This window comes from Pseudomonas sp. SG-MS2, assembly GCF_009933855.1.
Classification (GTDB): domain Bacteria; phylum Pseudomonadota; class Gammaproteobacteria; order Pseudomonadales; family Pseudomonadaceae; genus Aquipseudomonas; species Aquipseudomonas putida_E.
This window is the reverse complement of sequence record NZ_MOMO01000266.1, coordinates 2,577-25,861: the sequence shown is the minus strand read 5'-3', so window position 1 is coordinate 25,861 and position 23,285 is coordinate 2,577. Positions and strand designations below refer to the sequence as shown.

Here is a 23,285-nt window from a genome sequence, read left to right as displayed (position 1 = left end):
CCCTCATAGCCATCGGTGCAGTGCTCGGCAAACGTTGGGATGACGGCCCGTCGATTCTCTGTACCACCGCCTGGCAGCTGGAGGCAGGCGGAATCGAGCTGATGATTGTTGCAGTGTTAGTCGAGGGTAGCCCCCCGCCGATCGATGCAGAGCGGCTCATGGCCTTTGCGTACGTCAGCTTGATTGCGACCGGGTTGACTTGCGTGTGTCTGTTTACCGCATTTCGGCACCAGAGGCGGGGACGGTAGGCATGCTGCAGCTGTTAAACCCAATTACCGGCGTCGCCTTTGGCGTATGCCTCAGCTCAGAATCGCTCTCGGTCACCCAGACCGCTAGCATCGTGCTGGCCTTGCTGGGCATTGCTCTCGGGCAGATACAGCGCCGGCCCGCTTCAAGGGGGCAGTCAAGCCTGAGCGATGGGGCACACGGTTCCCTATAAGCTTTGGTGCTGTAACGCCGTGCATCAGTAAATCGTCAGCAGCTGACAGAGCTGTTCCTTCGACGGGCGTCCACCTAAATCTCATCAGTCGAAAGTAAAGACCCCGCCTATCGGCAGGGTCTTGTTTGGGATACAGCCGTCCAGGGCTGCGCCCCTGTTCAGAACCAACTCAATGAGCAGCCTGTCAGGCTGGGGCGGCCTCACACCTGATCTACACTGCCTGCTGAATCCTACGACCATGGAGCTGGAGGGTTAGCTGAGGGTGCTCTTCCACTGCGCCACGCAGTTCGATAGTGCCACCCTCGTAATCAACGCGCCCCTTGGCCAACAGGGTGTAGTTGTCGATGCCTACGACGTTCACGTTGCCATCACGATATTTCCGAACGGTAAATCGCGATTCGAACTCACCTGATTGCGTTGGGACTTTCCCTTGGTAGAGGTAGTGAGGATCGCCCCCATTCACCGCGCCGTCCTTAACAACCACGAGCCCATCACCGAAATCACCTGTGCTCGCGCGAAATTCCACATGAAAAATCCCACTGGCCATACGCAATAACCTCGACTGGTTGGAGAGGTGAAGCGTAGTACACAAAATTCTGGAGCGCCGGTGATCGACAAGTTAAGCACTCGCCATCCACGCGTTGAGTAGCTCGATGTCTTCTGGCTGTGCACCTAGTGGGAATTGCGATACTAAGGCTCGGAAGCGCACGTGATGCGAGTGAGACCAAGCCTGATCCATAAGATCATTCAGCTCGCGCTGCAATTTAATCGAACGTAGCGCTAGCGTCACCGAGTCGTAAGTGAGCACGTGAAGGCCTTGCTCAATCGCGTGAGAGACCTGGCGGTGCCAGTTGAATCTTCCACCATCAGTCATCAGGTCATCCGCTAGCAGAATGTCATGGTCTTGAATGAGGTAGTCAAAAAAGACCTTCCTCGTGATATCACGCAACGCATTGTCATGACGCGAGTTCGACGATCTCCACACTCGATTTTGCGCAATCTGTCGGTTGATCCCGCGGAAATGAAGAAGCGTGACCCTATCGTAAAAGGCCACTGATAATTCGCCATCGTCGACCAAAGCGACCTCGAACTCATTGCCTCTTGCTGCGTCCAACCGATGGTCCACGCGCAATAAACGGTATCTAGGGTCAGCAATGAAGCCAGCCTTATCGTTGATCGCGCGAGATTTCTCAGCTGTCGTGAGAGCTAGGTACAAAGCGGCATTGTCAGCCTTGCGCGTGAGCAGCGTCGTACGACCGCTGAGCTCTTGGGAAGAAAGGGGCATGGCAGTGCCTCGGTACGCAGTAGCTTAAATAAGCTCCAAGCTATCCGAAGCCACGAGACTCTTCAAACGCTGCGTGGGGCAGTGCGCTCGTCGCTTCGCAATCATCATTTACGTCACGAGCGTTCACGTGATAGGGACGATGGGACCAAGCGGCAGGTGCGAGCAGGTTGTCAGAATAACTGAGCCCAGCTGCAGCTCTCTGTAAGGGCCGTTTCCAAGCTATCAGGGGGCGGAGCGCCTTGCTGGATTTAGAGAATTAAAACTGTCGTACCAGAGGCCCAAATTCCGGGGCCTGCAGTGACCTTGAAGAAGAAGCTAAAACTGTCGCGGAGCGCTTAAAAGCCGATTTAGGTCGGTGATCTAGAGAACTAAAACTGTCGAAGTCAGTCACCATGCGGCCTCTGGAGATTTTTGCAGCCTGCGCTTCTGGTAATCATGCGATCGTCTCATCTGAGCCCATCTACCTTTCGCAACACACCTGCTCGAACTCTGTCGGCCGGCCCGGAGACGGGTACCGCAAACTGTCTGCGTGGGGATAGCGCAGTCACCCAGCACAGCCTTACAAAGATGTAATGCCTGGATCACATGGATGACAGCTACCAGGCCTTAGGCTTCAGTCATGTTTTCATGGAGTGACTGAAATGATCAAAGCCAAATGCATCGCCGGCCTACTTCTCTTAATCGCCTCCTCATCCGCTTTCTCCGAAGGAGGTTCTGATCGCTTGCACGGGAAAATGATTCAGGCGAATGAGCAGGCTATGCGTGCATACGCAGCTGCCAATGGAAAAAAACCACCTGAGGTGATCCATTATCGCTACGGAATGAAGCTGGATGTGGCGAGAATCATCAGCAGGACTTCGACCTACGGCAGCTGCGACGTGATGCCGGCGCAGATGAATTACGAAGACTCAACAGGAGAGCTGAGAATCCTCGAATATCGCACTGCCGGAATTAACTGCCGGGGTCAAAACTGACCGAAGGACAGGTTAATTCTTGGACAAGCTGACCACGACGAGCGCTACAGCTGGTCGGGCGGCAGGGGCCCTTTACCTTGGGGCCCTTGCATTACATGCCGGGATACAATCCTCTGTCGGCAGAGTGGTCACCAGTGACTACCCGCCTCTCTGGGGGCGTTGTGATCGACCGACCGAGGTCTTCCCTAAGTACTTTGCAAAACAGCGACGGTCGGTCGAAATTAATTAGGCAGCCATTGCTTCGCAGGATTGTGCGCAGGCCAAACAGGCCTGAGCGCAATGCTGGCAGTGGTCTGCCTTATGCTTACCGCACTCCTCCCCGCAAGCGCGGCAAATCCTGGCGCACAGCGCACAAAATTCCTTGGCGAGCATGCTTTCTCGTGCCATCAAGGTAGCCGCAAGCTTGCACATATCTGCGCAATCCCTGTCCAGCTTGATGCAGTCTGCCATCATTTTTACGTCCTGCTCTTGCAGGCAGGCTGACGCGCAGCCTTCACAGGCCAGCGCGCAGCGCAGGCATTCCGAGATGCATTCATCAAAGCGACTGTTCATGGTCATATCTCCGGTATCGGGTCGATGTGATGCCAATGCACCGTCTCATGACGGTATGTAGCGTTCGACCTGACGGGTTCCTGAAGATTGATTACATTTCTGTAAGCTTGTCCGAATCATCCCGGTATGAAGGCGCGCCCGATCATTCAAGGCTTTTCAATCACTGCTTCTGGATGCTCACGATTTTCGCGACGCTTCCCTCCATACGGAACCCAAATTTCACCTTGTCTCCTACGTTCAAGCCCCTCAGCTGTGCAGGCTCAGCTTGGAAACCCATGGTCATCGCCGGCCATTTGAGCTCTGCTACCGAGCCGTGCGCCAAGGTAATTTTTCCGCTTTGAGGATCCAGCGCCTTTATTGTCCCCTCAGCATGCGCAGTGGGTGCCGCCTGGCTGCCTTGGTCCCCCTCGGCGGAAGCTGGCATTTTCTTCATGTCCATGCCATCCATGTCCTGGGCATGCACACTGGTGGCGAAAGCGGTGATCAGGCCTGCGATAACAATTAGCTTTTTCATAGGATTTCTCCTGAGAGGTTGGGGGTAGTTACAGCAAGTTCGCGGCGGCGGATCAGCCAGTACGCCGCAGGGATTACAAAAAGGGAAAGCAAGGGGGCGGTGAGCATGCCGCCCACCATGGGCACCGCGATGCGGCTCATGACCTCGCTGCCGGTACCGCTGCTCCAGAGGATGGGCAGCAGGCCTGCAACGATGACTGCCACAGTCATTGCCTTGGGCCTGATGCGTTGCACCGCGCCCTCACGGATCGCGTCGAGCAGCGCTGCTCGTGTGGTTTCGCCTTTGGCTTGACGCTCAGCCCAAGCGTTATTCAGGTAGATGAGCATGATCACCCCAAACTCCGCCGCTACGCCGGCTAGGGCAATGAAACCAACGCCTGTGGCCACCGACAGGTTGTAGCCCAGCAGATAGAGCAGCCAAACGCCCCCAGTTAACGCGAACGGTAGCGTGCCCATGATGAGCAACGCCTCACCGAGGCGGCCAAAGGTCAGGTAGAGCAGCACGAAGATGATGGCCAGCGTCGCTGGCACCGCCCAGGCCAGACGGGCGTTCGCCCGCTCCAGGTATTCGAACTGGCCGGAGTAGCTCAAGCTCATGCCTGGATCGAGCTTTACCTCGCTGTCGATCGCCTGACGCAGGTCTGCCACAACAGACGAGAGGTCCCGGCCGCGCACATCGATGTACACCCAGCCCGAGGGACGAGCATTCTCGCTCTTGAGCATGGGCGGGCCATCAGCAATACGTATGCGGGCCACGCTGCCAAGGGTCAGCTGGCCGCCCTGCGAGGTGTAGATCGGCAGTTGACGCAGCGCCTCTACGGAATCACGCCATTCGCGTGGATAGCGCACGCTGATGGGATAGCGGGCCAAGCCTTCAACCGTTTCCCCAATGGTTTCGCCACCAATGGCGCCGGCGACAATGGCCTGTACGTCGGCGATGTTCAGACCGTAACGAGCTGCGGCATGGCGGTCGATATCCAGATCAATGTAGCGTCCGCCAGTCAAACGCTCTGCCAGCGCCGAAGTCACTCCAGGCACCTTTTTCGCTGCCCGCTCCACAGCGAGGGTAGCCCGGTCTATCTGGTCCAGGTCGCTGCCAGCAACCTTCACGCCGATCGGGCTCTTGATGCCGGTGGCCAGCATATCGATGCGGTTGCGGATGGGCGGGATCCAGATGTTGGTCAGCCCAGGCACACGCACAGTGCGATCAAGCTCCTCGATGAGCTTCTCCGTGGTCATTCCTGGACGCCATTCACTCTTGGGCTTGAGCCGAACGGTGGTCTCGAACATCTCCAGCGGTGCCGGGTCGGTAGCTGACTCGGCGCGGCCGGCTTTACCAAAGACAGTGGCCACTTCGGGAACGGTTCGAATCAGACGATCCGTTCGCTGCAACAGCTCTGAAGCTTTCTGCGCCGAGAGTCCAGGCAAGGCTGAAGGCATGTAGAGCAGATCACCTTCATCGAGCGGAGGAAGGAACTCGCCCCCGAGATGATCCAAAGGCCACAGACTGCTGAGCAGGATGAGCAATGCTCCAGCGAGGGTAACCAGAGGCCGGCGCAGGACGACCTCCAATGCCGGACGGTACAGCCGGATGAGGCCCCGGTTGAGCGGGTTGCGCTGTTCCGCAGGCAGTGGCCCTCTGATCCAGTACCCCATCAGCACCGGAATCAGGGTCACCGATAGCGCAGCCGCCGCTGCCATTGCGTAGGTCTTGGTAAAGGCCAGGGGTGCAAAGAGGCGCCCTTCCTGGGCTTGCAGCGTGAACACCGGGATGAACGAAAGCGTGATGATCATGAGGCTGAAGAACAGTGCCGGCCCTACCTCGACGGCCGCCTCCGTCATTACCCTCCAATGCGCTTCTCCCCGCAAAGGTTGACCAGGATGCCGGATATGCCAGGCCTCAACACGTTTGTGGGCGTTCTCGATCATGACCACGGCAGCGTCCACCATTGCACCGATGGCAATAGCGATTCCGCCAAGGGACATGATGTTGGCGTTGATGCCCTGATGACGCATGACGATCAGCGCTATCAGGATTCCCACGGGCAGCGAAACGATAGCCACCAATGACGAGCGCAGGTGCCAGAGAAAGGCTGCGCATACCAACGCCACTACCACGAACTCCTCGATCAGCTTGTGACTGAGGTTCTCCACGGCACGGTCGATCAACTGGCTGCGGTCGTAGACGGTGACAAGTTCCACCCCGGCTGGCAGGGCTTTCTTCAGGGTTTCGAGCTTAGCCTTGACGTGCGCGATGGCCTCCCGAGCATTCTTCCCGCTGCGCAGGATCACCACACCTCCTACGGCTTCGCCGAGGCCGTCCAGTTCGCCTATGCCTCTGCGGGCTTCCGGACCTATCTGCACCGTAGCGACGTCGCCTAATGTCACCGGCACGCCCTTGGTAGCCAGTCGCAGGGGTATCGCTCTGAAATCATCCAGCGATCGCAGGTAGCCGGCCGCACGTACCATGAATTCCGCTTCGCCTTGCTCCAGTACACCGCCACCGGTCTCCTGGTTGGCCTTGCCTATAGCCTCCACCACCTCAGCCTGGGTGATACCGAGGCTGGCCATGCGCAGCGGATCGAGCACGACCTGATACTGCTTGACCATACCGCCGATGGTGGCCACCTCAGCGACATCCGGCAGCGTCTTGAGCTCATAGCGCAGGAACCAGTCCTGCAGGCTGCGCAGTTGCGACAGGTCATGGCCGCCGTTGCGATCGACCAACGCATACTGATAAATCCAGCCCACTCCGGTGGCGTCCGGGCCCAGTATCGGCTTGGCTGCCGCAGGTAATCGCGATTGCGCCTGGCTCAGGTACTCAAGCACCCGTGAGCGCGCCCAATACAGATCGGTGCCGTCCTCGAACAGCACGTAGACGAAGCTGTCACCGAAGGCGGAGAAACCGCGTACCGTTTTGGCCCCCGGAACCGAGAGCATGGTTGTGGTCAGCGGATAGGTCACCTGATTCTCAACGATCTGGGGAGCCTGGCCTGGGTAGGACGTGCGGATGATCACCTGCACGTCCGACAGGTCGGGCAAGGCGTCGATTGGCAGGCTACGCACCGAGACGAAGCCCCATGCCACCAGAAACAGCGTGGCGAGGAGCACCAGCACACGGTTGCCTACCGACCAGCGGATCAGTTTGGCAATCATGGTTGGCCCTCCAACACTTTGATCTGCTCAACGACCATGCCCTCGTCGCGTTCGCGTATGCCAAAGCGAATCTGCGCACCGATCTTGAGCCCATCAAGGAGAGACTGCTCAGCCACAGGGAAGGTCATGGTCATCCCTGGCATGCCCAGGGTGATGAAAGGACCGTGGGCAACGGTGAGCTGGGTGCCGTCTATCTGCACGACACGGCCATCCGCTTCATGCAGGGCTGGCCCCGCATTAGGCTGACTATCCTGCACCGTCGCCGCCTCGATGCCTTTCAAATTAGCGTCGGAGTCCAACAGGAATTGCCCGGACGCGACGATGCGCTGTCCTGCCTGAAGACCCTGCAACACCGCAACTTGGCCTTTGCTCTCCTGGCCCAACACGACTTCCACCGGCCGGAAGCGACCACCGTCTTCAGCCAGCATCACCAGGTCTCGCTTGCCGGTGCGGATGACCGCCTCGGCAGGCACCAAGAGGCTTTGCTCGGCAGACTCGCCGGGATGGAGAGCCACTTGAGCGGTCATCCCAGGACGAAGCCGCCTATCTCGGTTGGGCAACTCAATACGCAGGCGCAACGTGCGGCTCTGCAAATCGGCATCGGCGAGCAACGCGGTCAACTTGCCCGGTACGGGATCGCCTGGGAACGCTGGCAATTGCGCCTGCACAGGCTGGCCTTCGCGAAGGCCTTGAGCCTGGGCTTCCGGCACAGCCGCTTCCAGCCAGACGTTGGCCACTCCATTGATCCTTGCCAAGGTAAGCCCCGGCGTCAGCGTCATGCCGGGTCGCAAATCGAGAGCCTGAATTACACCGGCAGTGGGTGCGGAGAGGGTGACCGAGAGCTGCACCTTCCCAGTGCTCGCGACCCGGTTGATCAGGTCGGCCGGCATGCCGGCGAGCACGAGCCGCTGTCGTGCCGCCGCCGTCAGTTGCGCGTCGCCGGCATGCCTCAACGCCAGGTATTCCTCCTGCAAACCAGCCCACTCCGGGGTCAGCACATCGGCTAGTGGAGCGCCTTTGGCAACGATGTCCCCCGTCGCTCGGCCATAGACGCGTTCGACGTAACCGCCAGTTCTGGCCTGCAACACGCTGAAGTCGCGTTCGTCGAACGTCAGAACGCCGCTCACACTCAGGGTCCGTTCTAGTCGCCCAGCCGTCACCGTTGCCAATCGAATCCCAAGGTTTTGCTGGAGCCCAGTCGAGACCTGAACCGCAGGCTGCTCCTCGCCAGCCGTGTCATCCGAATACCTGGGCACGAGCGGCATGTCCATGAACGGCGATTTTCCGGGCGCCGGGAAGTGCTGCTGGGGATACATCGGGTCGTACCAGTACAGCGTTTTTTTTTCCTCACCTACTGGCTGCGATGGCGAATACGCACCTCTCCCACCTAGCCAGAAGCCAGCGCCTATCCCAATAGCAAGGGCAGGAGCCACGAGCAAACCAATCGACCTATTCCTCATGCCAGCACCTCTCCATAAACGAAATGCAGACGCGCTGCTGTTGCCGCCAACTGTCCTTGCAGGTCCACATCCTGTAGCAGTGCCTCCACACGCTGCCGGCGTGCCGACAGCACTTCACTCAACGGCGACTTACCGGCGCGGTAGTCCGCCAGAGCGAGGCGTACCCGGTCCTCGGCCAGGGGCAAAAGTGTTTCGCGACTGCGCCGCACTGCCCGTTGCAAGCGTTGGTACTCGGCAAGGTCTGTTTCAAGCTGGGCTTGATGCTCGCGCAGGGCAGCGTCCTGCTCATCTTCCAATTGGCGAACTTGTGCGCGTCGTGCCGCAATCATCGGGTCTTGCCGTGAGCTGGTGAACAACGGCAACTGGAAGCTGACTTGCAGACTGACCATGTTGCTGAAGTCCGGGCCACGGCGCTGATAATCCACTCCCCAGGACCAATCCGATTTCTTTTCCGCCTGAGCCTGGTGTACCTGGGCCTGAGCCTCGCGTGTCATGGCGTTGTAGGTATTGAGCTCCGGATGGGCATGGACGGAGTGCAAATATTCAGCTGCGTCTACAGGCCAGACAGGGAAGGTCGGCGCGCCTACTTCGGCGTCCTGCCCAATCCAGCGCTTCAGCGCGGCTCGCGCTTGGGCTGCCTGACTCAACAAAACGTCTTTCTGCTCGTCCAGCTGCGCGGCTTCTTGCTTGGGAGCCAGCGTATCGGCGGTGGAGCCTGCGCCTCCGGCCAGGCGGGCCCGCACCGTGGAAGCCAGCAGCTGGTTTTCTTTGTAGAAGGCGTCGAACTGTTCAAGCTTTCGCTGCACGGTGTACGCAGTAACCCAAGCCTGTGCGGTTGCCGCCCTAACCTTCAAGCGTTCGAAGATCGCCTCGGCATCGGCTCGATCGACCATGGCCTGCGCTGTCTCTACACGTGCTTTGCGTTTGTCCCGGTTCGGTACTTCTTGGGACAGGCCAACCACCTGCATGGTCATGAAGTCTCTGTTCATGCTCCAGCGATCGGCGCCTTCAACCGGCAGGTTTTGTACCCCAAGATTCAGGCGCGGATCGGGTAGCTCGCCCGCTGGAATGACCGCGCTGCGCGCAGCTGATGCCTGCTCCTGGCGGGCCTGTAGAGAGGGAGCGTTGCGTTCAGCCAGTTGCAGCGCTTCATCCAGCGACAGCGTTGCAGCCTGAGCCGAGACAGCCGGCAGCAGTATGAACAGGACGGCCGTGCTTATCCGTCCCTGAAAACGTTGGGGAGTCATCAAATGATTCCTCGAAAGATCAGCGCCCAGGCGCGTGCCATCGCCCCGCTGCTAGGCGGAACGACGGTGTGAAATTAAGAGGGAATCAGACGCGGGGAGGCCGCCATGGATCGGGGGGAGAGCCTGTCGCTATGCCTACCGCGTAGGTATCGGCAGGTCGTGGCTTGGCGAAAGTCAGCCCAGGCGTCAGGAAGCTGAGCTGTACGGTACTGGCAGTCCTGCACTCCTGGCCGACCTTGCAGGATTTGGCATGATCGCCAGTCTTACCCAGGTCTTGGTCCTGGCAGCAGTCATGGTCCATACCCGCCATCATTTCCATGCCCATGGCCTGCATTGGGCAAGGTTCAGTCGCCGAATCGATGCCCGCCATCCCGTTAAGCGGAAGCGCTACGATAAGCATCAGGATGGTTAGCAGTCGAATGAACCGTTTCATGATGGGCGAGTATAGGTTACCGGGATGAATTCAGCATTAAGGGGTCGGGGCTGCACTAACCAGTCGTTTTGAGCTAGTGGCGGCGCTTATGCTTGTGTTGGATGAGCGATGACGCCGTACAGCTTCGCCAACAACAAACGCCCTAACTCGCCGCAGCCCTATATTCCACCGTGAGGTGGACCACTTCATGTATCGGCGTCAGTGCGGCACGAATATCGTCGGCTGTGAAATCTAACGAGCCAGTCACGCTGACAATTGCCGCTCGGGCGTCAGGCCCCACCCTCCACACATGAAGGTCTGTGATCTGTAGCTTGCCGGAATGATTAAGTAATTCCCGAATTTCCTCAGCAACGTGGTAGTCCGTTTTATCAAGCAGTACAGAGGCCGTGTCTTTCATGAGGGACCACGCCCATCGTGCTATCACGACAGCGCCCACGAGCCCCATAACCGGATCAAGCCACACCCAGCCAAGAAACTTGCCTGCGAGCAGCGCGACGATTGCAAGGACTGATGTCACTGCGTCAGCAAGGACGTGAACGTACGCTGAACGCAGATTGTTGTCTTCGCCATGCCTGTGGCCGTGAGGCCCATGCGAATGACTATGCGAGTGGCCGTGTCCATGATCGTGATGATGACTCCCACCAGCCAGAAGCAAAGCACTGACGACATTCACAATCAGACCGCTGATAGCGATCATAGTCGCCGTTCCAAACTGCACCTGGGTCGGCTCAAAAAGACGCAGTACCGATTCGATACCGATGCCTAACGAGATCAAACCAAGAATCAATGCCGATGCGAAGCCTCCAAGATCACCTACTTTGCCTGTACCAAAACTGTAGAAGGAACTCTCAGAATGCTTTCGGGCATAGGCGTACGCCGCTGCTGCAATTCCTAATGCTCCTGCGTGCGTTGCCATATGGAAACCATCTGCCAACAGCGCCATTGAGCCTGTGATATGTCCAGCGGCGATCTCAGCTACCATCATGACGACAGTAAGCAGGACTACCCACAAGGTGCGCTTGGCATTGTCGTCGTGAGCAACACCAAGAAAGTTATGGCTGTGTACGTATGTGGTGCTCATGCGTTTCTCACTTCGAATATCGGCGTATTGCTTCAAGAAGCTCTTCAAGACCCTGTGCTCGTTCCTGGTCAGTCAGGCCGGGCTTCGCTACATGTTCCCGAGCATGGTCCTCAATGATTTCGTCAAGCAGCCCGTTTATCGCCCCACGGGTTGCGGCAACCAAATGCAGTGTCTTTGCGCAATCGGCTTCGCCATCCAACGCACGTTCGATTGCTTGGATCTGACCAGCGATACGCTTCACGCGCTTGAGCAGTTCATCCTTCGCCGCCTTAGTGTGCGCCATACTATACCCCCCTAACCTATGTGGAACGTGATAGTGACGCTCCGGCTACTCAAAAGCAACGGCGCACTTAGCTCACCCGAGTAGCTGCGAGTAAGCAATGGTGGCTGAGAAGCTTCCTAATTACGTGGGAAACAGACGTGGAATTCAGTTACGCCATTGACGGAGCTACACCATACCCGGCCCTTATGGGCTTCAACGATAGAGCGTGTTATCGCAAGGCCCAGCCCAGCATTGGCAGGGCTTCCCTCCCGCCTGGCTGGATCGGCTCGAAAGAACCGGTCGAAGATCTTGCCAATGTGCTGGGGATCGATGGTTACCCCGGTGTTACGCACGGTAAGCATCACGCTTTCATGTGTCTGCTCGATCTGCACCGATATCTCGTTGGCTTCCGGGGTGTAGCGCAACGCGTTCGATAAAAGGTTGGAAAGCGCTCGGTCAATCATCAAGCGATCGCCACGAACCTTGCCATGACCTTGGAGGGTCAGCTGAACACCCCGGTCCTCAGCCAGGAACTGGTAGTACTCGAACAGCTTGGATACGAGCTCGGAGAGTTCCACATCGATCTGCTCGGGCACGATCAGACCGTTATCCGCCTTGGCGAGGAACAGCATGTCGTCGATCATGCGCGACATGCGCTTGAGGTCTTCCAGGTTCGAATAGAGGTTTTCCTCATAGGCATCCAGGTCACGCTTCTTGGTGAGCACCACTTCGGTATGGGTCAGTAGGTTACTGACCGGCGTTCTCAACTCGTGAGCGATATCGGCAGAGAAGTTGGACAACCGAACGAATGCATCCTCCAACCGTCCCAGCATCCCGTTGAAAGACAGGATGAGCTCCTGAAGCTCTAGCGGCACGGGCTCCAGGGGTATGCGCTCGCGGAGCGATCTTGCCGACATCCCGGTGGCTACTTTGGTGATTTGCCCAACAGGCCGAAGCCCACTCTTGGCCACGACCCAACCCAAGCCGGCGCTCACAATCGCGCTGATCACCAAGCCGATGCCGAACCACCATTGCAGGGTGACAAAGAAATGGGCGTGAGTGGTGACATCGAGCATCAGCACGGCCGTCACCGGTTCAGGCTCGCCCGCGATGGTCAACTGGGCGGTGATACCGCGGAAGTTCTGCGCTTCATCTTGCCATTCCCAAACGGCGCCCCTGTGCGCCTGCTCGAACTGTTGAGGAATTTGAGAGGCTTTGGAGTCTGAAAAAAGGACCGTTCCGTCAACCTTGGTGATTTTCGCCGACAGATCCTGATGTGCGCCGAGCAATGCCCGCAGCTGCTGCTCCTGATCGTCGAGCCCGCCTCGCGCTGCTGAGATGGACAGGATATGACGCGTTGACTCCAGCTTTTCGGAAAGCGCCTGCTCATCCAGCATCCGGAAATGGTGCTGACTGAGCCCGTAGAAAGCCACGCCGGCAACGACCAGGACAGCAGTCACCGCGAACATGAACATCAGGGTCAGTCGCTTGACGAGCGATGATTGCGGGCGCATCACTCGGGCACATCCATCATGTAGCCCATGCCTCGGGCGGTATGGATGAGCTTTGGCGCGAAGTCGTCATCGATTTTGGCCCGCAATCGGCGAATCGCGACCTCGATCACGTTGGTGTCACTGTCGAAATTCATGTCCCAGACCTGAGACGCGATCAGCGACTTGGGGAGGACCTCGCCGCGTCGGCGCATGAGTAGCTCCAACAGGGAAAACTCCTTGGCAGTAAGGTCGATCCGCTTGCCGTTTCGCGTAGCTCGACGCTTGAGCAGGTCTACCTCAAGGTCTGCCATCTTCATGGTGGTTTGAGCAGAACCACCGTTGCCTCTGCGCAGCAACGTGCGAACCCGAGCCAGCAGCTCCGAGAACGCAAAGGGCTTCACCAGGTAATCATCAGCGCCCAGCTCCAAACCTTTCACGCGATCGTCTACGCCATCACGGGCAGTCAAGAAAAGGACCGGTACATCCTTACCCGCTGCACGGATCTTCCGCAGGACCTCCCAGCCATCGAGCCCCGGCATCATCACGTCGAGGATCAGCAAGTCATACGCTTCGCTCTGCGCCTGTTGCAGGGCGTCAGTGCCTGTCATCACCCGGTCAACGGTGAAGCCAGCTTCTGTTAGGCCTTGCTGGAGGTAGACGCCGGTTTTCGGCTCATCTTCGGCTACGAGTAATTTCATCTGCTCTCATCCACGCGGGGTGCATCTCCAGTTTGCAGGAAAAAAGACGCCCAACCAGAAGCTGACGGAAAAGTAATGTCGAGATCAGTTTTCTGACAGCACCGCGAGGCTAACTTGACCCTGTACCTGACGCCATGAGGCGCAGAACCCACTGAGGATCTCCAGATGAACATGGTCAAAGCAATTGTGATGGTCGTTACCTTCGGTATGGCAGGCATCGCCCTGGCAGAGGGCGGCGCGGACCGGACCTTTGCGCGGATGGAAGCGGCTCGCCAAAGCTCCATGCAGGCCTACCAGGTTGCGCAGGAGAAGAAAGAGCAGGCGCCAGTCGCCGCCCAGTCGAGCAAGCATGCCGGCCACGAAAGCTGCTGATCCGAGCTTACAGAAATGTAATCACCCCGGAATCTGAACTATGGCAGTTTCAGACTACGGCCTCTCATCAGTCTTGCGCAGTGGCGAAAGTCTACGAGACTGGTGAGAGCTCCAATGAACCCAAGGGCTGCACCATCTAGCAGCCTGGATATCAGCGATCTACCTGACTGGACGCAACGGCATGCAAAGCAAAACCACGAGACGATCTTTCGTCAAAGGCCTGGCCGCTACCGGACTTCTGGGTGGGCTCGGCATGTGGCGCGCGCCGGTCTGGGCCGTGACCAGCCCTGGCCAACCGAACGTGCTCAGCGGCACGGACTTCGATCTGTATATCGGCGAACTGCCCGTCAACATCACGGGTGCAGCTCGTACGGCCATGGCCATCAACGGCTCCGTGCCAGGGCCGATCCTGCGATGGCGCGAAGGCGACACCGTGACGCTGCGCGTACGCAACCGGCTGAAACAGGACACCTCCATTCACTGGCACGGCATCATCCTGCCCGCCAACATGGACGGTGTGCCGGGCTTGAGCTTCCACGGCATCGCTCCCGATGGCATGTACGAATACAAGTTCAAGGTCCACCAGAACGGCACTTACTGGTATCACAGCCACTCAGGCCTCCAGGAACAGTCCGGGGTCTATGGGGCGTTGGTGATCGATGCCAAGGATCCGGAGCCGTTTGTGTACGACCGTGATTACGTCGTCATGCTCAGCGATTGGACGGATGAAGATCCGGCGCGGGTGCTCTCCAAACTCAAGAAGCAATCTGACTACTACAACTTCCACAAGCGCACAGTTAGCGACTTCGTTGACGATGTGAGCGAGAAAGGCTGGTCGGCCGCTGTAGCGGATCGGAAGATGTGGGCTGAAATGAAGATGAGCCCCACCGACCTCGCTGATGTGAGCGGGTATACCTACACCTACCTCATGAACGGCCAGGCTCCGAACGGCAACTGGACGGGTATCTTCAAGCCCGGCGAGAAGATCCGCTTGCGCTTTATCAACGGCTCGGCCATGACCTATTTCGATGTCCGGATTCCTGGGCTCAAGATGACTGTTGTGGCTGCTGACGGCCAGTACGTCAAACCCGTATCGGTCGATGAGTTCCGGATTGCCGTTGCCGAAACCTACGATGTCATCGTCGAACCCGAAAACGAGCAGGCCTATACGATCTTCGCGCAATCCATGGACCGTACCGGGTACTCCCGAGGCACCTTGGCAGTTCGTGAAGGCTTGCAAGCGCCCGTGCCGGAGGTAGATCCGCGCCCGATCATCGCCATGAGCGATATGGGCATGGACCACGGCAGCATGGGCGGAATGGATCACAGCGGCATGGCTGGCATGGACCAGGGGAACATGGCCGGCATGGACCACAGCAAGATGGCTGGAATGGATCACGGCAACATGGCCGGCATGGACCACAGCAAGATGGCTGGAATGGACCATAGCAACATGGCCGGCATGGATCACAGCACGATGGCTGGGTTGAGTCATGAGGGCATGGCCGGCATGAGCGGTGCAATGCAGAGCCATCCGGCTTCCGAGACAAACAACCCGTTGGTCGATATGCAGACCATGTCGCCGACCCCGAAGCTGAACGATCCGGGAATTGGCCTGCGCAACAACGGGCGCCGAGTGCTGACCTACGCCGATTTGCGGAGCACCTTCATCGATCCCGATGGTCGAGAGCCTGGACGCACAATCGAACTGCACCTTACCGGCCACATGGAGAAGTTCGCGTGGTCGTTCGACGGTATCAAATTCTCCGATGCTGAACCGCTGCGGTTGAAATATGGCGAGCGGCTTCGCATCACCTTGGTCAACGACACCATGATGACTCACCCCATCCATCTCCACGGTATGTGGAGTGATCTGGAGGACGAGAACGGCAACTTCATGGTTCGCAAGCACACCATCGACATGCCACCTGGCTCAAAACGAAGCTATCGCGTCACCGCAGATGCCTTGGGACGTTGGGCCTATCACTGTCACCTACTGTTCCACATGGAAATGGGCATGTTCCGAGAAGTCCGTGTGGACGAATGAGCTGGAGATTTGAGATGAGCAAACCAATGAAACGAAGCGCCTTTTTCCTCTCTGCTGCGATGGTCGGCATGTTGGCTGTTTATGCCCCGTCGTCGTGGTCCAGCGACAACCATGATCAGCATTCCCAGAAATCCACCGAGGCCGGTAAAGCCAAAGGTGCGCAGGACAAGCAGGGTCAGGGGATGAACCATGAAGGCATGGACCATGGGTCCATGGAAAGTATGGACCACGGCTCGATGAAGGGGATGGACCATGGCTCGATGGAAGGCATGGACCACGACAAAATGATGGAATCGCATGGCAGCGACAAAGCTAAGGCAGGGAAAGATGGTCAATAGCCTTGGGCGGCCTTCACTGCTGGCCCTGACTGTTTCAATCGGCATGCTGGGCGTAACGCCCAGCTTCGCCGCTGAAGAAATGGATCACTCGGGCATGGATCATTCGAAAATGGGGCACGGTTCCATGCAAATGGATGCTGTTCCGTCCGAATCGATGCCGGCGATGGATCACAGCAAGATGGGGGTGAGCAAACAGCAGAAACAGCCTGCCCCTGTTGATCACAGCCAGATGGGGCATGCTCAAAGCCAGAGCAAATCCAGCCCGGTGGACCATAGCAAGATGGACCACAGCAAAATGGGCCATGGAAACATGAAGGGCATGGATCACGGTTCGATGAAGGGCATGGACCATTCCCAGATGAATCATGGTTCAGCGATTTCTCCGACCACAACGAGCCGCACGCCGATTCCAGTGCTCACTGATGCCGACCGCGAGGCAGCCTTTCCGCCTTTGGGTGGCCACCAGGTGCACGACAGCGGAATCAACAGCTTCTTCCTATTGGACCAGCTCGAATACCAAGACGCCGATGAGGGCAGCACCCTGGCCTGGGACGCATCAGGCTGGGTAGGCGGCGACATCAATCGACTCTGGGTTCGCTCGGAAGGCGAGCGCACCAATGGGGTAACCGAAGACGCTGAGCTGCAACTGCTATACGGGCGCTCGGTCAGTCCTTGGTGGGACGTGGTCGCCGGAGTCCGTCAGGATTTCAAACCGGAATCACCGCAGACCTGGGCAGCCTTTGGTATTCAGGGCATGGCCTTGTATGACTTCGAGGCCGAAGCTACGGCGTTCATCGGCGAGAACGGCCAGACTGCTGCGCGTCTTGAAGGCGAATACGACATCCTGCTGACCAATCGCTTGATTTTGCAGCCCACGGCCGAGGCAAACTTCTATGGCAAGAACGATCCTGAGCGCGGTGTTGGCTCGGGTCTGGCCAATACCGAAGTCGGGCTGCGTCTACGGTATGAAATTGTCCGCCAGTTTGCCCCGTACATAGGCGTTACCTGGAGCCGCTCCTACGGCAACACCGCTGACTTCATCCGAGACGAGGGTGGAGATGTTAATGAGGCACGCTTCGTTGCCGGCATCAGGATGTGGTTCTGAGAATTCCAACATGAAAAGAACAATTACAACGCTGCTTGTGGCCGGTGCTGTCGGAAGTGCTGCGGTACTGGGCACGGCGTATTTCGGTTTGGTGAATGTCGGCGCCGATGATCCTCACTTCCCGGCAGTCCATTCGTTTCTCGCCATGGCTCGCGACCGGTCGATTGAGGTTCGAGCGCGAGACATTGAAGTGCCTGACCTGAAGGACGCTGCGTTGATCAAGGCAGGCGCAGGCAACTACAACGCCATGTGCATTGGGTGCCACCTCGCCCCTGGCGTTGGGAAGACAGAACTTAGCCAAGCGCTATACCCGTCGCCACCTGACCTCACCAAGGTGGGTGTCGGAGGCGATCCGGCTGCCGCGTTCTGGACGATCAAGCACGGCATCAAAGCCACCGGCATGCCCGCTTGGGGCAAGAGCATGGGTGATGAGTACATCTGGGGAATCGTCGCGTTCCTTGACCAACTGCCCCAAATGAATCCTGAGCAGTACAAGTCCTTAGTGGCCACGAGCGGCGGCCATCAGCACGGCGGCGGTGAAAGCGATATGCATAATCATGAGGGCCAGCACGGCGGGAGCGGTCATGCCGAGCGTGGCGATCACGACGAAGCGGCAGATGACGACCATGCTCAGACAGCTCACGACCATGGAGCTGCACCCGCAGGCGCCGCCCAAGCGGCAGATCATCACGGTGACCACAATGCGGCCGAAGCCCATTCGGACGCCCACCCGAAATCGTCGACAAAGACGCATGTTCACAAAGACGGTAAGGAGCACACTCATGCCAACTAACCGGATACTCGTTCGGCTAGCCGCAATCGCTGGGCTGCTGGTGGCCTCGGCGGCCTACGCCGCAGAGCCATTGTCCATCGACGTTCACCGAGATGCGAACTGCGGTTGCTGCAAGAAGTGGATCGCGCACCTGGAAGCCAATGGTTTCAAAGTGACCGACCATGTTGAGACGGACATGAGCGCAGTGAAACAGAAGCTGGGCGTAGCGCCACGGTTAGCGTCCTGCCACACAGCTGTGATCGACGGAAAGCTTGTTGAAGGCCACGTGCCAGCTGAGCAGGTTCGAGAACTCAGGGGGCGGACCGATCTGGTCGGGATAGCCGTACCAGGAATGCCAGCTGGATCCCCAGGCATGGAGGTTGATGGCGTAAGCCATGCCTACCAAGTCATTGGGTTAACCAAAAGCGGAGAGGACCTAGTAGTCGCCAACTATCCAGCCAAATAACGCACCGACTAGAAAGACGGCAGTAGGCTGACTGCCGTCCCATATATCCTCGCTAGAAAGCTTCAACAGCTCAACACGACGACACAGAGGGCCTGCAAAGCGTAGCTAATCAGATTCACGGCGCTCGCGGACTGGCTTGAGTACGATATCGCTGTTGAGAAGCTCGATGGAGAGTCTGTCGCCCGTCGTGACCCCGAACCCGGTGAATTTCAGCCAGGCAGGAAAATCCAGTCCCAGGGAAAAAGCGGATCTTCTCGCGGGTTGCCAGCTCTACCGATTCGAGTGTAGAACATTGGCTGCCTAAACGAGGCGTCGCAGCGGGTTAGGGCCTGCGGGGTCTACTTTATGATCCCGATAGCTCGCGCATTTGCTAAGCCGATCTTGGGAATGCTGGGCCAAGCAGCGACGGTAGTATTCCGCTGCGTTGGGCCATTATGAAGAGACAGCGGACTGTTGCAGCAGGGATAGAACTTGGCTGGAGGCCTATGCCAACCTACCTGGACTACAACCCCATCCAACACAATGCGCGGGCTGGACCAGACCCCCAAACCCTGCACATAGTCTTCTTCTACAAAGTGGACGTACCGTGTATCCGCTATCCGATAGCTGCTCCAGAGCGAATCAGTGCATCGAACGCTCCCCACAAGGGACATTAATTCACGTTCGAAATCGTCATAGCTGTCATAGAGCGTTACGACAGCATGAATGAATACTGCTGTGATGGTCCCAGCTCTACTTTCAAGGGTCGGTGACGGCACATCGGCAAACCTCTCTGCAAGTTCGCTCATGGTCACGGCTATCGCCTGCATTTTTGCCCTTTCCTCGCCACTGAGCTGCGGGCTCAAATCAGTAGCCTTATCCAATAGCACCTTGGCTGCATGCAAACCAGGGATGATGTGGGGCGACTTGCACAATCGTTGGTAAACCTCAGCGCGCTTGAGCGCCAATGGGTCATGGTTAGGAACAACCTCGGCTTCGGCGAGATGTCGGCCGCCGCAAGTTTTCCACATCACATCGAGATCATGATCTATACGAGTGAACAACTGACCGCAAAAAGGGCAATCCCTAAGCAAGACAGCGTTGTGCTTGGGGCAGACCGACACCTTTGACGCGCCATAGCGCCTCCAGTATGAAAACCCGTGGACCTTGAGGTCTTCCCTAACGCATTCAGGGCAGAAGGAAGCATCCCACTCACTGAAGCGCTCCCCCTCAGAAAGGTATTGAGTGCCTGAGTAGGCTACATCCCAGTCACTTTTGATGACGTGAAACGCCGCGTTCAGTGTGTGATTGTGAACAAGTCGATTGAACCCATAGCATCCAGGCCAGCCGAGGGCTTCAGCGAGCCTCCTGACTTCGGCTGTCTTTATCACATGACGTGTACGCAGGTCTTCGAAGATTTCTACCTTGGGCTCGGCCCAATAAAGCAGCAGGTTCCTTCTCACGTATGACGGAAGAGTTTCATCAGGCTGAATCGGGAGGGGCATGAAAAAACGCCAATACAAGGTAGGGAGGGATGACGGAGGAGGCTGGTGAAGCTGCCCGATGAAGGGAAGCGAGAGGCTCCCCTCCACCGGCGACAGTTTTAATTGTTCGACGACAGCTTTAATTCAACAAAACCATTGCTCAAGGATGTAATCCGTCGTGAGCAAACCGCTATGAATAAAAAAACCGCCCCGGGGGGCGGTTTTCCTACAACGCTTACCGAGTGCTGTCAGGAGTCCGATTGCGCGGAACCCAGCTAGCCCCTGGGGAAGTCGTCGGTGGCAAACGAGTGTTATCCGGCACAGTAGTGTAGTTATCGCGCTTACCACCACGCGGGCCTACTTCCTGATAGATACCACCGTCGCGGCCCGTGTTTTCACCAGGTTTTTTACCATTAGCCATTTGGCATTTCTCCACATTAAAGGGCGTGGAGACAAGGCAATAGGCAGACGATCGGAAGATACACAATAATAATTGCGTTCAGCACCAGATCAGACGTAGAATCCTGTCGCCTTGGCTCCAAGCCAAGCTCGCTGAAAAGGGAGAGCGGTCGAAAACTTGCCCTTTACAGCATCTGAGTCCCGCACAATTGCGGGACTTTCCTTTTAGGCCCATGGCCAATTCTTTGACGTCACACTCCCTGTTCTAGGGTGGTGCCGTTTCGCTGTCGCTATATTAGTGACTCTCGATTCTGAAAAGCAAGCCTTGTTTTAACTAAAGTTATCCACAGGTTGCCTGTGAATTCTGGGTGTAAGTCTGTGGATGACTTTGTGTTGGTGGTGCGCTTCGTGGCGTGTGATCAAGCGTTTAGGTGACCTTTCCGCCGCTCCGGCCTTTGTTGATCAAAAAACAACCAAATTTGCTCACAGGAAGGCCTGTCCTGCACAACCGTTAGTGTGGATTTTAAAATTTATTTATAAATCATATGGTTACGATAACTTCCTAAACTTTGGCAACCATGCCGTCGGATTTTGTTCACAGGTTTATCCACCTGGTTATACCTGCCTCGTGAGAAATGGCGTTTGCCCTCAGATTGCATACGCGTTCTGCACGTTTAGCCATGAGGGTCACTCTTACTGCCGGTGTAAAAATCCAAATTTCGAAAAAAAGTTCACTAAAAAGTGGAGCAACCACAAATATTCCTCGCCTGCTTCAAGTAGTGCAGCCGTCGGAAAAAGAACATCAGCTTTACAGGGCAGGAGGATGGGCGCAGGTGGCTGTAGTGACATGACCGTATCGGTTAGTGCGACCAGCGCTTCTGTTTAGTCGCATCTATTTCGATTTTTTTGCAGCTATTTCGAAAACCTACAGCTTCCGCCTACCAGCGCGGGCCCGGACGCTGAGTGGTGCGGATGGCGAAACGGCCGTTGCGGCCAGCTATCAAGCGGTTTGTGCCCGCTTACCGACTGGATGGCTGCCACTTCCAGCGCTTCATGCTCATCCAGCGGCGGCAGCAGGCCGGGCAGGCGGCTGGCCAGTAGTGTCTTGCCCGTGCCGGGCGGCCCCGTGAACAGCAGGTTATGCGCACCTGAAGCCGCCAGCAGCAACGCACGCTTGGCGGCCACCTGGCCCTGCACCTCGCTGAGGTCGGGGTAAGGGCGGCTGTGCAGCAGTAGACCGTTGGCGGCAAAGGGAGGCAGCGGCACCTGGCCGTTGAGGTGCGCGACCAGTTCCAGCAGGTGCCCCACGGCGTACACCACCAGCCCACCCGCCAGGCTCGCCTCTTCGGCGTTTTCCCGCGGTACCACCAGTGCCCGGCCAGCCTCGCGCGCCGCCAGTGCGGCAGGCAGCACGCCCTGCACCGGGCGCAGCTTGCCCGAAAGCGCCAGCTCGCCCAGGCATTCGATGTCGGCCAATGTTGCCACCGGCACCTGGCCGTCAGCGGCAAGGATGCCCAGGGCGATGGCCAGGTCGTAGCGCCCGCCATCCTTGGGCAGGTCTGCCGGTGCCAGGTTTTGGGTGATGCGCCTTTGCGGGTAGTTCAGCCCGGAGTTGACGATGGCGCTGCGCACCCGGTCCTTGCTTTCCTTGACGGTGGTTTCGGGCAGGCCGACCAGGGTGAGGTGGGGCAGGCCGTTGGCCAGGTGGGTTTCGACGCTGACAGCAGGTGCCTGCACGCCAACCTGGGCGCGGCTGTGGACGAGGGCAAGGGACATGGACGCTCCGTTGTCGCGAATAAGGGGCCGCTTCCTGCGGCTGGCTCAAGCATAGTGAGTGGCCTGATGGCCCTGCAGAAAAAAGTGCTTCCATGTCTTTCTGCAGGGCTGCATCACGGTTGTGGTCGTTGCTCCAGTGTCAGCTCGACCCGGCGATTTTCCGCCCGCCCTTGTACCGTGGTGTTGTCGCCCAGCGGTTGGGTATCGGCCAGGCCAACGGCACTGAGCCGGTCACCGGCGATGCCTTGCTGCTGCAGGTAGCGGACCACGCTGCCGGCCCGGGCGCCGGAAAGCTCCCAGTTGGACGGGTAGCGCGCGCTGCGGATGGTGCGCGTGTCGGTATGGCCTGCGACGACGATCCGGTGCGGCACCGTGCTCAGCACCCGCGCCAGGCGTTGCAGGACCTGCATGCCCTTGGGGTCCAGGTCGGTCTGGCCGGAAGGGAACAGGATGCTGCTGTCGATGCGGAAACTGACGCTGCGCTCGTTTCGGATCACTTGCACATCGCTGCCCAGCTGGTCCACGGGCAACGCTGCCAGCGGGTCGGGTTCCGGTTCCGGGGCGGGGCTGGCAGGGGCTGCTTCTTCGGCAGCGAGCGGCTCGTCGGCCACGGGTTCGGGGGGCGCGACTTCGCCGACGCTGGAGGGGACCAGTAACAGCGCACCCGGCGCATCGACGTGCGTCAGGCTGGCGGTGTCGAACGGCAGGGCCAGCGTCGCAGGCGCTTCTGGCGAAGGGATGCGGTTGATCATCGCCTGGGCCAGCATGGCCAGGACCATGACCAGCAGCAGGGTCATCAGGTCCAGGTAAGTCAGCATCCAGCCTTCGCTTTCAGCTTCGTGCGAAGGGTCATCCAGCCAGTGCGGGGCGGTTGCCGCACGCTTGAGGTTGCACTGGCGCTGCCGGGCCTTGTTCAGTTCGGTTTCGAGGGCGCACTGGTGCGCCAGCCAGTGG

The 23,285-nt window shown here is 58.1% G+C and carries 20 protein-coding genes and 2 pseudogenes; 8 read left to right on the top strand and 14 right to left on the bottom strand.

Annotated features, from left to right (window positions below; all coding sequences use genetic code 11):
* Positions 1 to 248, top strand: a pseudogene (locus BLX42_RS26725) (hypothetical protein); the annotation flags it as partial.
* A 402-nt stretch (positions 249 to 650) separates the two neighbouring features.
* Here BLX42_RS26725 and BLX42_RS25590 read toward each other — a convergent pair.
* Together BLX42_RS25590 and BLX42_RS25585 are read right to left on the bottom strand one after the other, a co-directional pair.
* Positions 651 to 986: a GrlR family regulatory protein gene (locus BLX42_RS25590; RefSeq protein ID WP_161872919.1), complete on the bottom strand. Its 336-nt coding sequence runs from the start codon at positions 984 to 986 to the stop codon at positions 651 to 653.
* Positions 987 to 1,058: 72 nt separating this feature from the next.
* Positions 1,059 to 1,724: a hypothetical protein gene (locus BLX42_RS25585; protein ID WP_161872918.1), complete on the bottom strand. Its 666-nt coding sequence runs from the start codon at positions 1,722 to 1,724 to the stop codon at positions 1,059 to 1,061.
* 641 nt (positions 1,725 to 2,365) lie between these two features.
* Here BLX42_RS25585 and BLX42_RS25580 point away from each other — a divergent pair.
* Positions 2,366 to 2,698 (top strand): DUF2790 domain-containing protein, encoded by a 333-nt coding sequence (locus BLX42_RS25580; protein WP_019470273.1) that lies wholly within the window; start codon positions 2,366 to 2,368, stop codon positions 2,696 to 2,698.
* Between the two features lie 225 nt (positions 2,699 to 2,923).
* Here BLX42_RS25580 and BLX42_RS25575 read toward each other — a convergent pair whose 3' ends face one another.
* From BLX42_RS25575 to BLX42_RS25535, 9 genes are all read right to left on the bottom strand, one after another.
* On the bottom strand, positions 2,924 to 3,250 hold the full coding sequence (locus BLX42_RS25575) for a four-helix bundle copper-binding protein (RefSeq protein ID WP_371926718.1): 327 nt from the start codon (positions 3,248 to 3,250) through the stop codon (positions 2,924 to 2,926).
* 160 nt (positions 3,251 to 3,410) lie between these two features.
* The gene (locus BLX42_RS25570; protein WP_019470275.1) at positions 3,411 to 3,764 is read right to left on the bottom strand and encodes a copper-binding protein; all 354 of its coding nucleotides are present in this window, start codon (positions 3,762 to 3,764) and stop codon (positions 3,411 to 3,413) included.
* On the bottom strand, positions 3,761 to 6,919 hold the full coding sequence (locus BLX42_RS25565) for an efflux RND transporter permease subunit (protein WP_161872916.1): 3,159 nt from the start codon (positions 6,917 to 6,919) through the stop codon (positions 3,761 to 3,763). Before BLX42_RS25565 ends, BLX42_RS25570 begins: the two co-directional genes overlap by 4 nt.
* Entirely contained in the window at positions 6,916 to 8,379 is a 1,464-nt protein-coding gene (locus tag BLX42_RS25560; protein ID WP_161872915.1) for an efflux RND transporter periplasmic adaptor subunit, read from the bottom strand. Before BLX42_RS25560 ends, BLX42_RS25565 begins: the two co-directional genes overlap by 4 nt.
* On the bottom strand, positions 8,376 to 9,626 hold the full coding sequence (locus tag BLX42_RS25555) for a TolC family protein (RefSeq protein WP_019470278.1): 1,251 nt from the start codon (positions 9,624 to 9,626) through the stop codon (positions 8,376 to 8,378). The genes BLX42_RS25560 and BLX42_RS25555 overlap by 4 nt, the downstream gene beginning before the upstream one ends.
* A gap of 575 nt (positions 9,627 to 10,201) precedes the next feature.
* Positions 10,202 to 11,140, bottom strand: coding sequence for a CDF family Co(II)/Ni(II) efflux transporter DmeF (gene dmeF / locus BLX42_RS25550; RefSeq protein ID WP_161872914.1), 939 nt, complete (start codon positions 11,138 to 11,140; stop codon positions 10,202 to 10,204).
* 7 nt (positions 11,141 to 11,147) lie between these two features.
* Entirely contained in the window at positions 11,148 to 11,423 is a 276-nt protein-coding gene (locus tag BLX42_RS25545) for a metal/formaldehyde-sensitive transcriptional repressor (RefSeq protein ID WP_161872913.1), read from the bottom strand.
* 116 nt (positions 11,424 to 11,539) lie between these two features.
* Positions 11,540 to 12,916, bottom strand: a complete 1,377-nt coding sequence (locus tag BLX42_RS25540) for a heavy metal sensor histidine kinase (protein ID WP_019470282.1) — start codon at positions 12,914 to 12,916, stop codon at positions 11,540 to 11,542.
* On the bottom strand, positions 12,916 to 13,593 hold the full coding sequence (locus BLX42_RS25535) for a heavy metal response regulator transcription factor (RefSeq protein ID WP_019470283.1): 678 nt from the start codon (positions 13,591 to 13,593) through the stop codon (positions 12,916 to 12,918). The genes BLX42_RS25540 and BLX42_RS25535 overlap by 1 nt, the downstream gene beginning before the upstream one ends.
* A 165-nt stretch (positions 13,594 to 13,758) precedes the next feature.
* Here BLX42_RS25535 and BLX42_RS25530 point away from each other — a divergent pair, with 165 nt between their 5' ends.
* The 6 genes from BLX42_RS25530 to BLX42_RS25505 all read left to right on the top strand — a co-directional run bounded on the left by BLX42_RS25530 (position 13,759) and on the right by BLX42_RS25505 (position 18,693).
* On the top strand, positions 13,759 to 13,965 hold the full coding sequence (locus BLX42_RS25530) for a co-regulatory protein PtrA N-terminal domain-containing protein (protein ID WP_019470284.1): 207 nt from the start codon (positions 13,759 to 13,761) through the stop codon (positions 13,963 to 13,965).
* A gap of 181 nt (positions 13,966 to 14,146) precedes the next feature.
* Positions 14,147 to 16,012, top strand: a complete 1,866-nt coding sequence (locus BLX42_RS25525) for a copper resistance system multicopper oxidase (protein ID WP_161872912.1) — start codon at positions 14,147 to 14,149, stop codon at positions 16,010 to 16,012.
* A 14-nt stretch (positions 16,013 to 16,026) separates the two neighbouring features.
* Entirely contained in the window at positions 16,027 to 16,350 is a 324-nt protein-coding gene (locus tag BLX42_RS25520; RefSeq protein WP_161872911.1) for a hypothetical protein, read from the top strand.
* Positions 16,340 to 17,455, top strand: coding sequence for a copper resistance protein B (locus tag BLX42_RS25515; protein ID WP_019470287.1), 1,116 nt, complete (start codon positions 16,340 to 16,342; stop codon positions 17,453 to 17,455). The genes BLX42_RS25520 and BLX42_RS25515 overlap by 11 nt, the downstream gene beginning before the upstream one ends.
* Before the next feature lie 10 nt (positions 17,456 to 17,465).
* Entirely contained in the window at positions 17,466 to 18,248 is a 783-nt protein-coding gene (locus BLX42_RS25510; RefSeq protein ID WP_019470288.1) for a cytochrome c, read from the top strand.
* Positions 18,238 to 18,693 carry a DUF411 domain-containing protein gene (locus BLX42_RS25505; RefSeq protein WP_178110746.1) on the top strand — a complete coding sequence of 152 codons (456 nt, stop codon included), beginning with the start codon at positions 18,238 to 18,240 and terminating at the stop codon, positions 18,691 to 18,693. The genes BLX42_RS25510 and BLX42_RS25505 overlap by 11 nt, the downstream gene beginning before the upstream one ends.
* 338 nt (positions 18,694 to 19,031) lie before the next feature.
* Here BLX42_RS25505 and BLX42_RS25500 read toward each other — a convergent pair whose 3' ends face one another.
* From BLX42_RS25500 to BLX42_RS25490, 3 genes and pseudogenes are all read right to left on the bottom strand, one after another.
* On the bottom strand, positions 19,032 to 20,177 hold the full coding sequence (locus BLX42_RS25500) for a TniQ family protein (protein ID WP_161872910.1): 1,146 nt from the start codon (positions 20,175 to 20,177) through the stop codon (positions 19,032 to 19,034).
* Positions 20,178 to 21,479: 1,302 nt separating this feature from the next.
* Positions 21,480 to 22,331 (bottom strand): annotated as a pseudogene (locus BLX42_RS25495) (YifB family Mg chelatase-like AAA ATPase); the annotation flags it as partial.
* A gap of 113 nt (positions 22,332 to 22,444) precedes the next feature.
* On the bottom strand, positions 22,445 to 23,285 hold an 841-nt coding region (locus tag BLX42_RS25490; protein ID WP_371926717.1), incomplete at its 5' end, for a flagellar motor protein MotB.

Excerpts from the sequence above, each read along its gene's own strand:
- dmeF (WP_161872914.1), bottom strand. The coding sequence starts at position 11,140 with ATGAGCACCACATACGTACACAGCCATAACTTTCTTGGTGTTGCTCAC.
- BLX42_RS25570 (WP_019470275.1), bottom strand. The coding sequence starts at position 3,764 with ATGAAAAAGCTAATTGTTATCGCAGGCCTGATCACCGCTTTCGCCACC.
- BLX42_RS25505 (WP_178110746.1), top strand. The coding sequence starts at position 18,238 with ATGCCAACTAACCGGATACTCGTTCGGCTAGCCGCAATCGCTGGGCTG.
- BLX42_RS25585 (WP_161872918.1), bottom strand. The coding sequence starts at position 1,724 with ATGCCCCTTTCTTCCCAAGAGCTCAGCGGTCGTACGACGCTGCTCACG.
- BLX42_RS25540 (WP_019470282.1), bottom strand. The coding sequence starts at position 12,916 with ATGCGCCCGCAATCATCGCTCGTCAAGCGACTGACCCTGATGTTCATG.
- BLX42_RS25515 (WP_019470287.1), top strand. The coding sequence starts at position 16,340 with ATGGTCAATAGCCTTGGGCGGCCTTCACTGCTGGCCCTGACTGTTTCA.
- BLX42_RS25510 (WP_019470288.1), top strand. The coding sequence starts at position 17,466 with ATGAAAAGAACAATTACAACGCTGCTTGTGGCCGGTGCTGTCGGAAGT.
- BLX42_RS25560 (WP_161872915.1), bottom strand. The coding sequence starts at position 8,379 with ATGAGGAATAGGTCGATTGGTTTGCTCGTGGCTCCTGCCCTTGCTATT.
- BLX42_RS25575 (WP_371926718.1), bottom strand. The coding sequence starts at position 3,250 with ATGAACAGTCGCTTTGATGAATGCATCTCGGAATGCCTGCGCTGCGCG.
- BLX42_RS25565 (WP_161872916.1), bottom strand. The coding sequence starts at position 6,919 with ATGATTGCCAAACTGATCCGCTGGTCGGTAGGCAACCGTGTGCTGGTG.
- BLX42_RS25555 (WP_019470278.1), bottom strand. The coding sequence starts at position 9,626 with ATGACTCCCCAACGTTTTCAGGGACGGATAAGCACGGCCGTCCTGTTC.
- BLX42_RS25590 (WP_161872919.1), bottom strand. The coding sequence starts at position 986 with ATGGCCAGTGGGATTTTTCATGTGGAATTTCGCGCGAGCACAGGTGAT.
- BLX42_RS25525 (WP_161872912.1), top strand. The coding sequence starts at position 14,147 with ATGCAAAGCAAAACCACGAGACGATCTTTCGTCAAAGGCCTGGCCGCT.
- BLX42_RS25580 (WP_019470273.1), top strand. The coding sequence starts at position 2,366 with ATGATCAAAGCCAAATGCATCGCCGGCCTACTTCTCTTAATCGCCTCC.
- BLX42_RS25520 (WP_161872911.1), top strand. The coding sequence starts at position 16,027 with ATGAGCAAACCAATGAAACGAAGCGCCTTTTTCCTCTCTGCTGCGATG.
- BLX42_RS25535 (WP_019470283.1), bottom strand. The coding sequence starts at position 13,593 with ATGAAATTACTCGTAGCCGAAGATGAGCCGAAAACCGGCGTCTACCTC.
- BLX42_RS25500 (WP_161872910.1), bottom strand. The coding sequence starts at position 20,177 with ATGCCCCTCCCGATTCAGCCTGATGAAACTCTTCCGTCATACGTGAGA.
- BLX42_RS25530 (WP_019470284.1), top strand. The coding sequence starts at position 13,759 with ATGAACATGGTCAAAGCAATTGTGATGGTCGTTACCTTCGGTATGGCA.
- BLX42_RS25545 (WP_161872913.1), bottom strand. The coding sequence starts at position 11,423 with ATGGCGCACACTAAGGCGGCGAAGGATGAACTGCTCAAGCGCGTGAAG.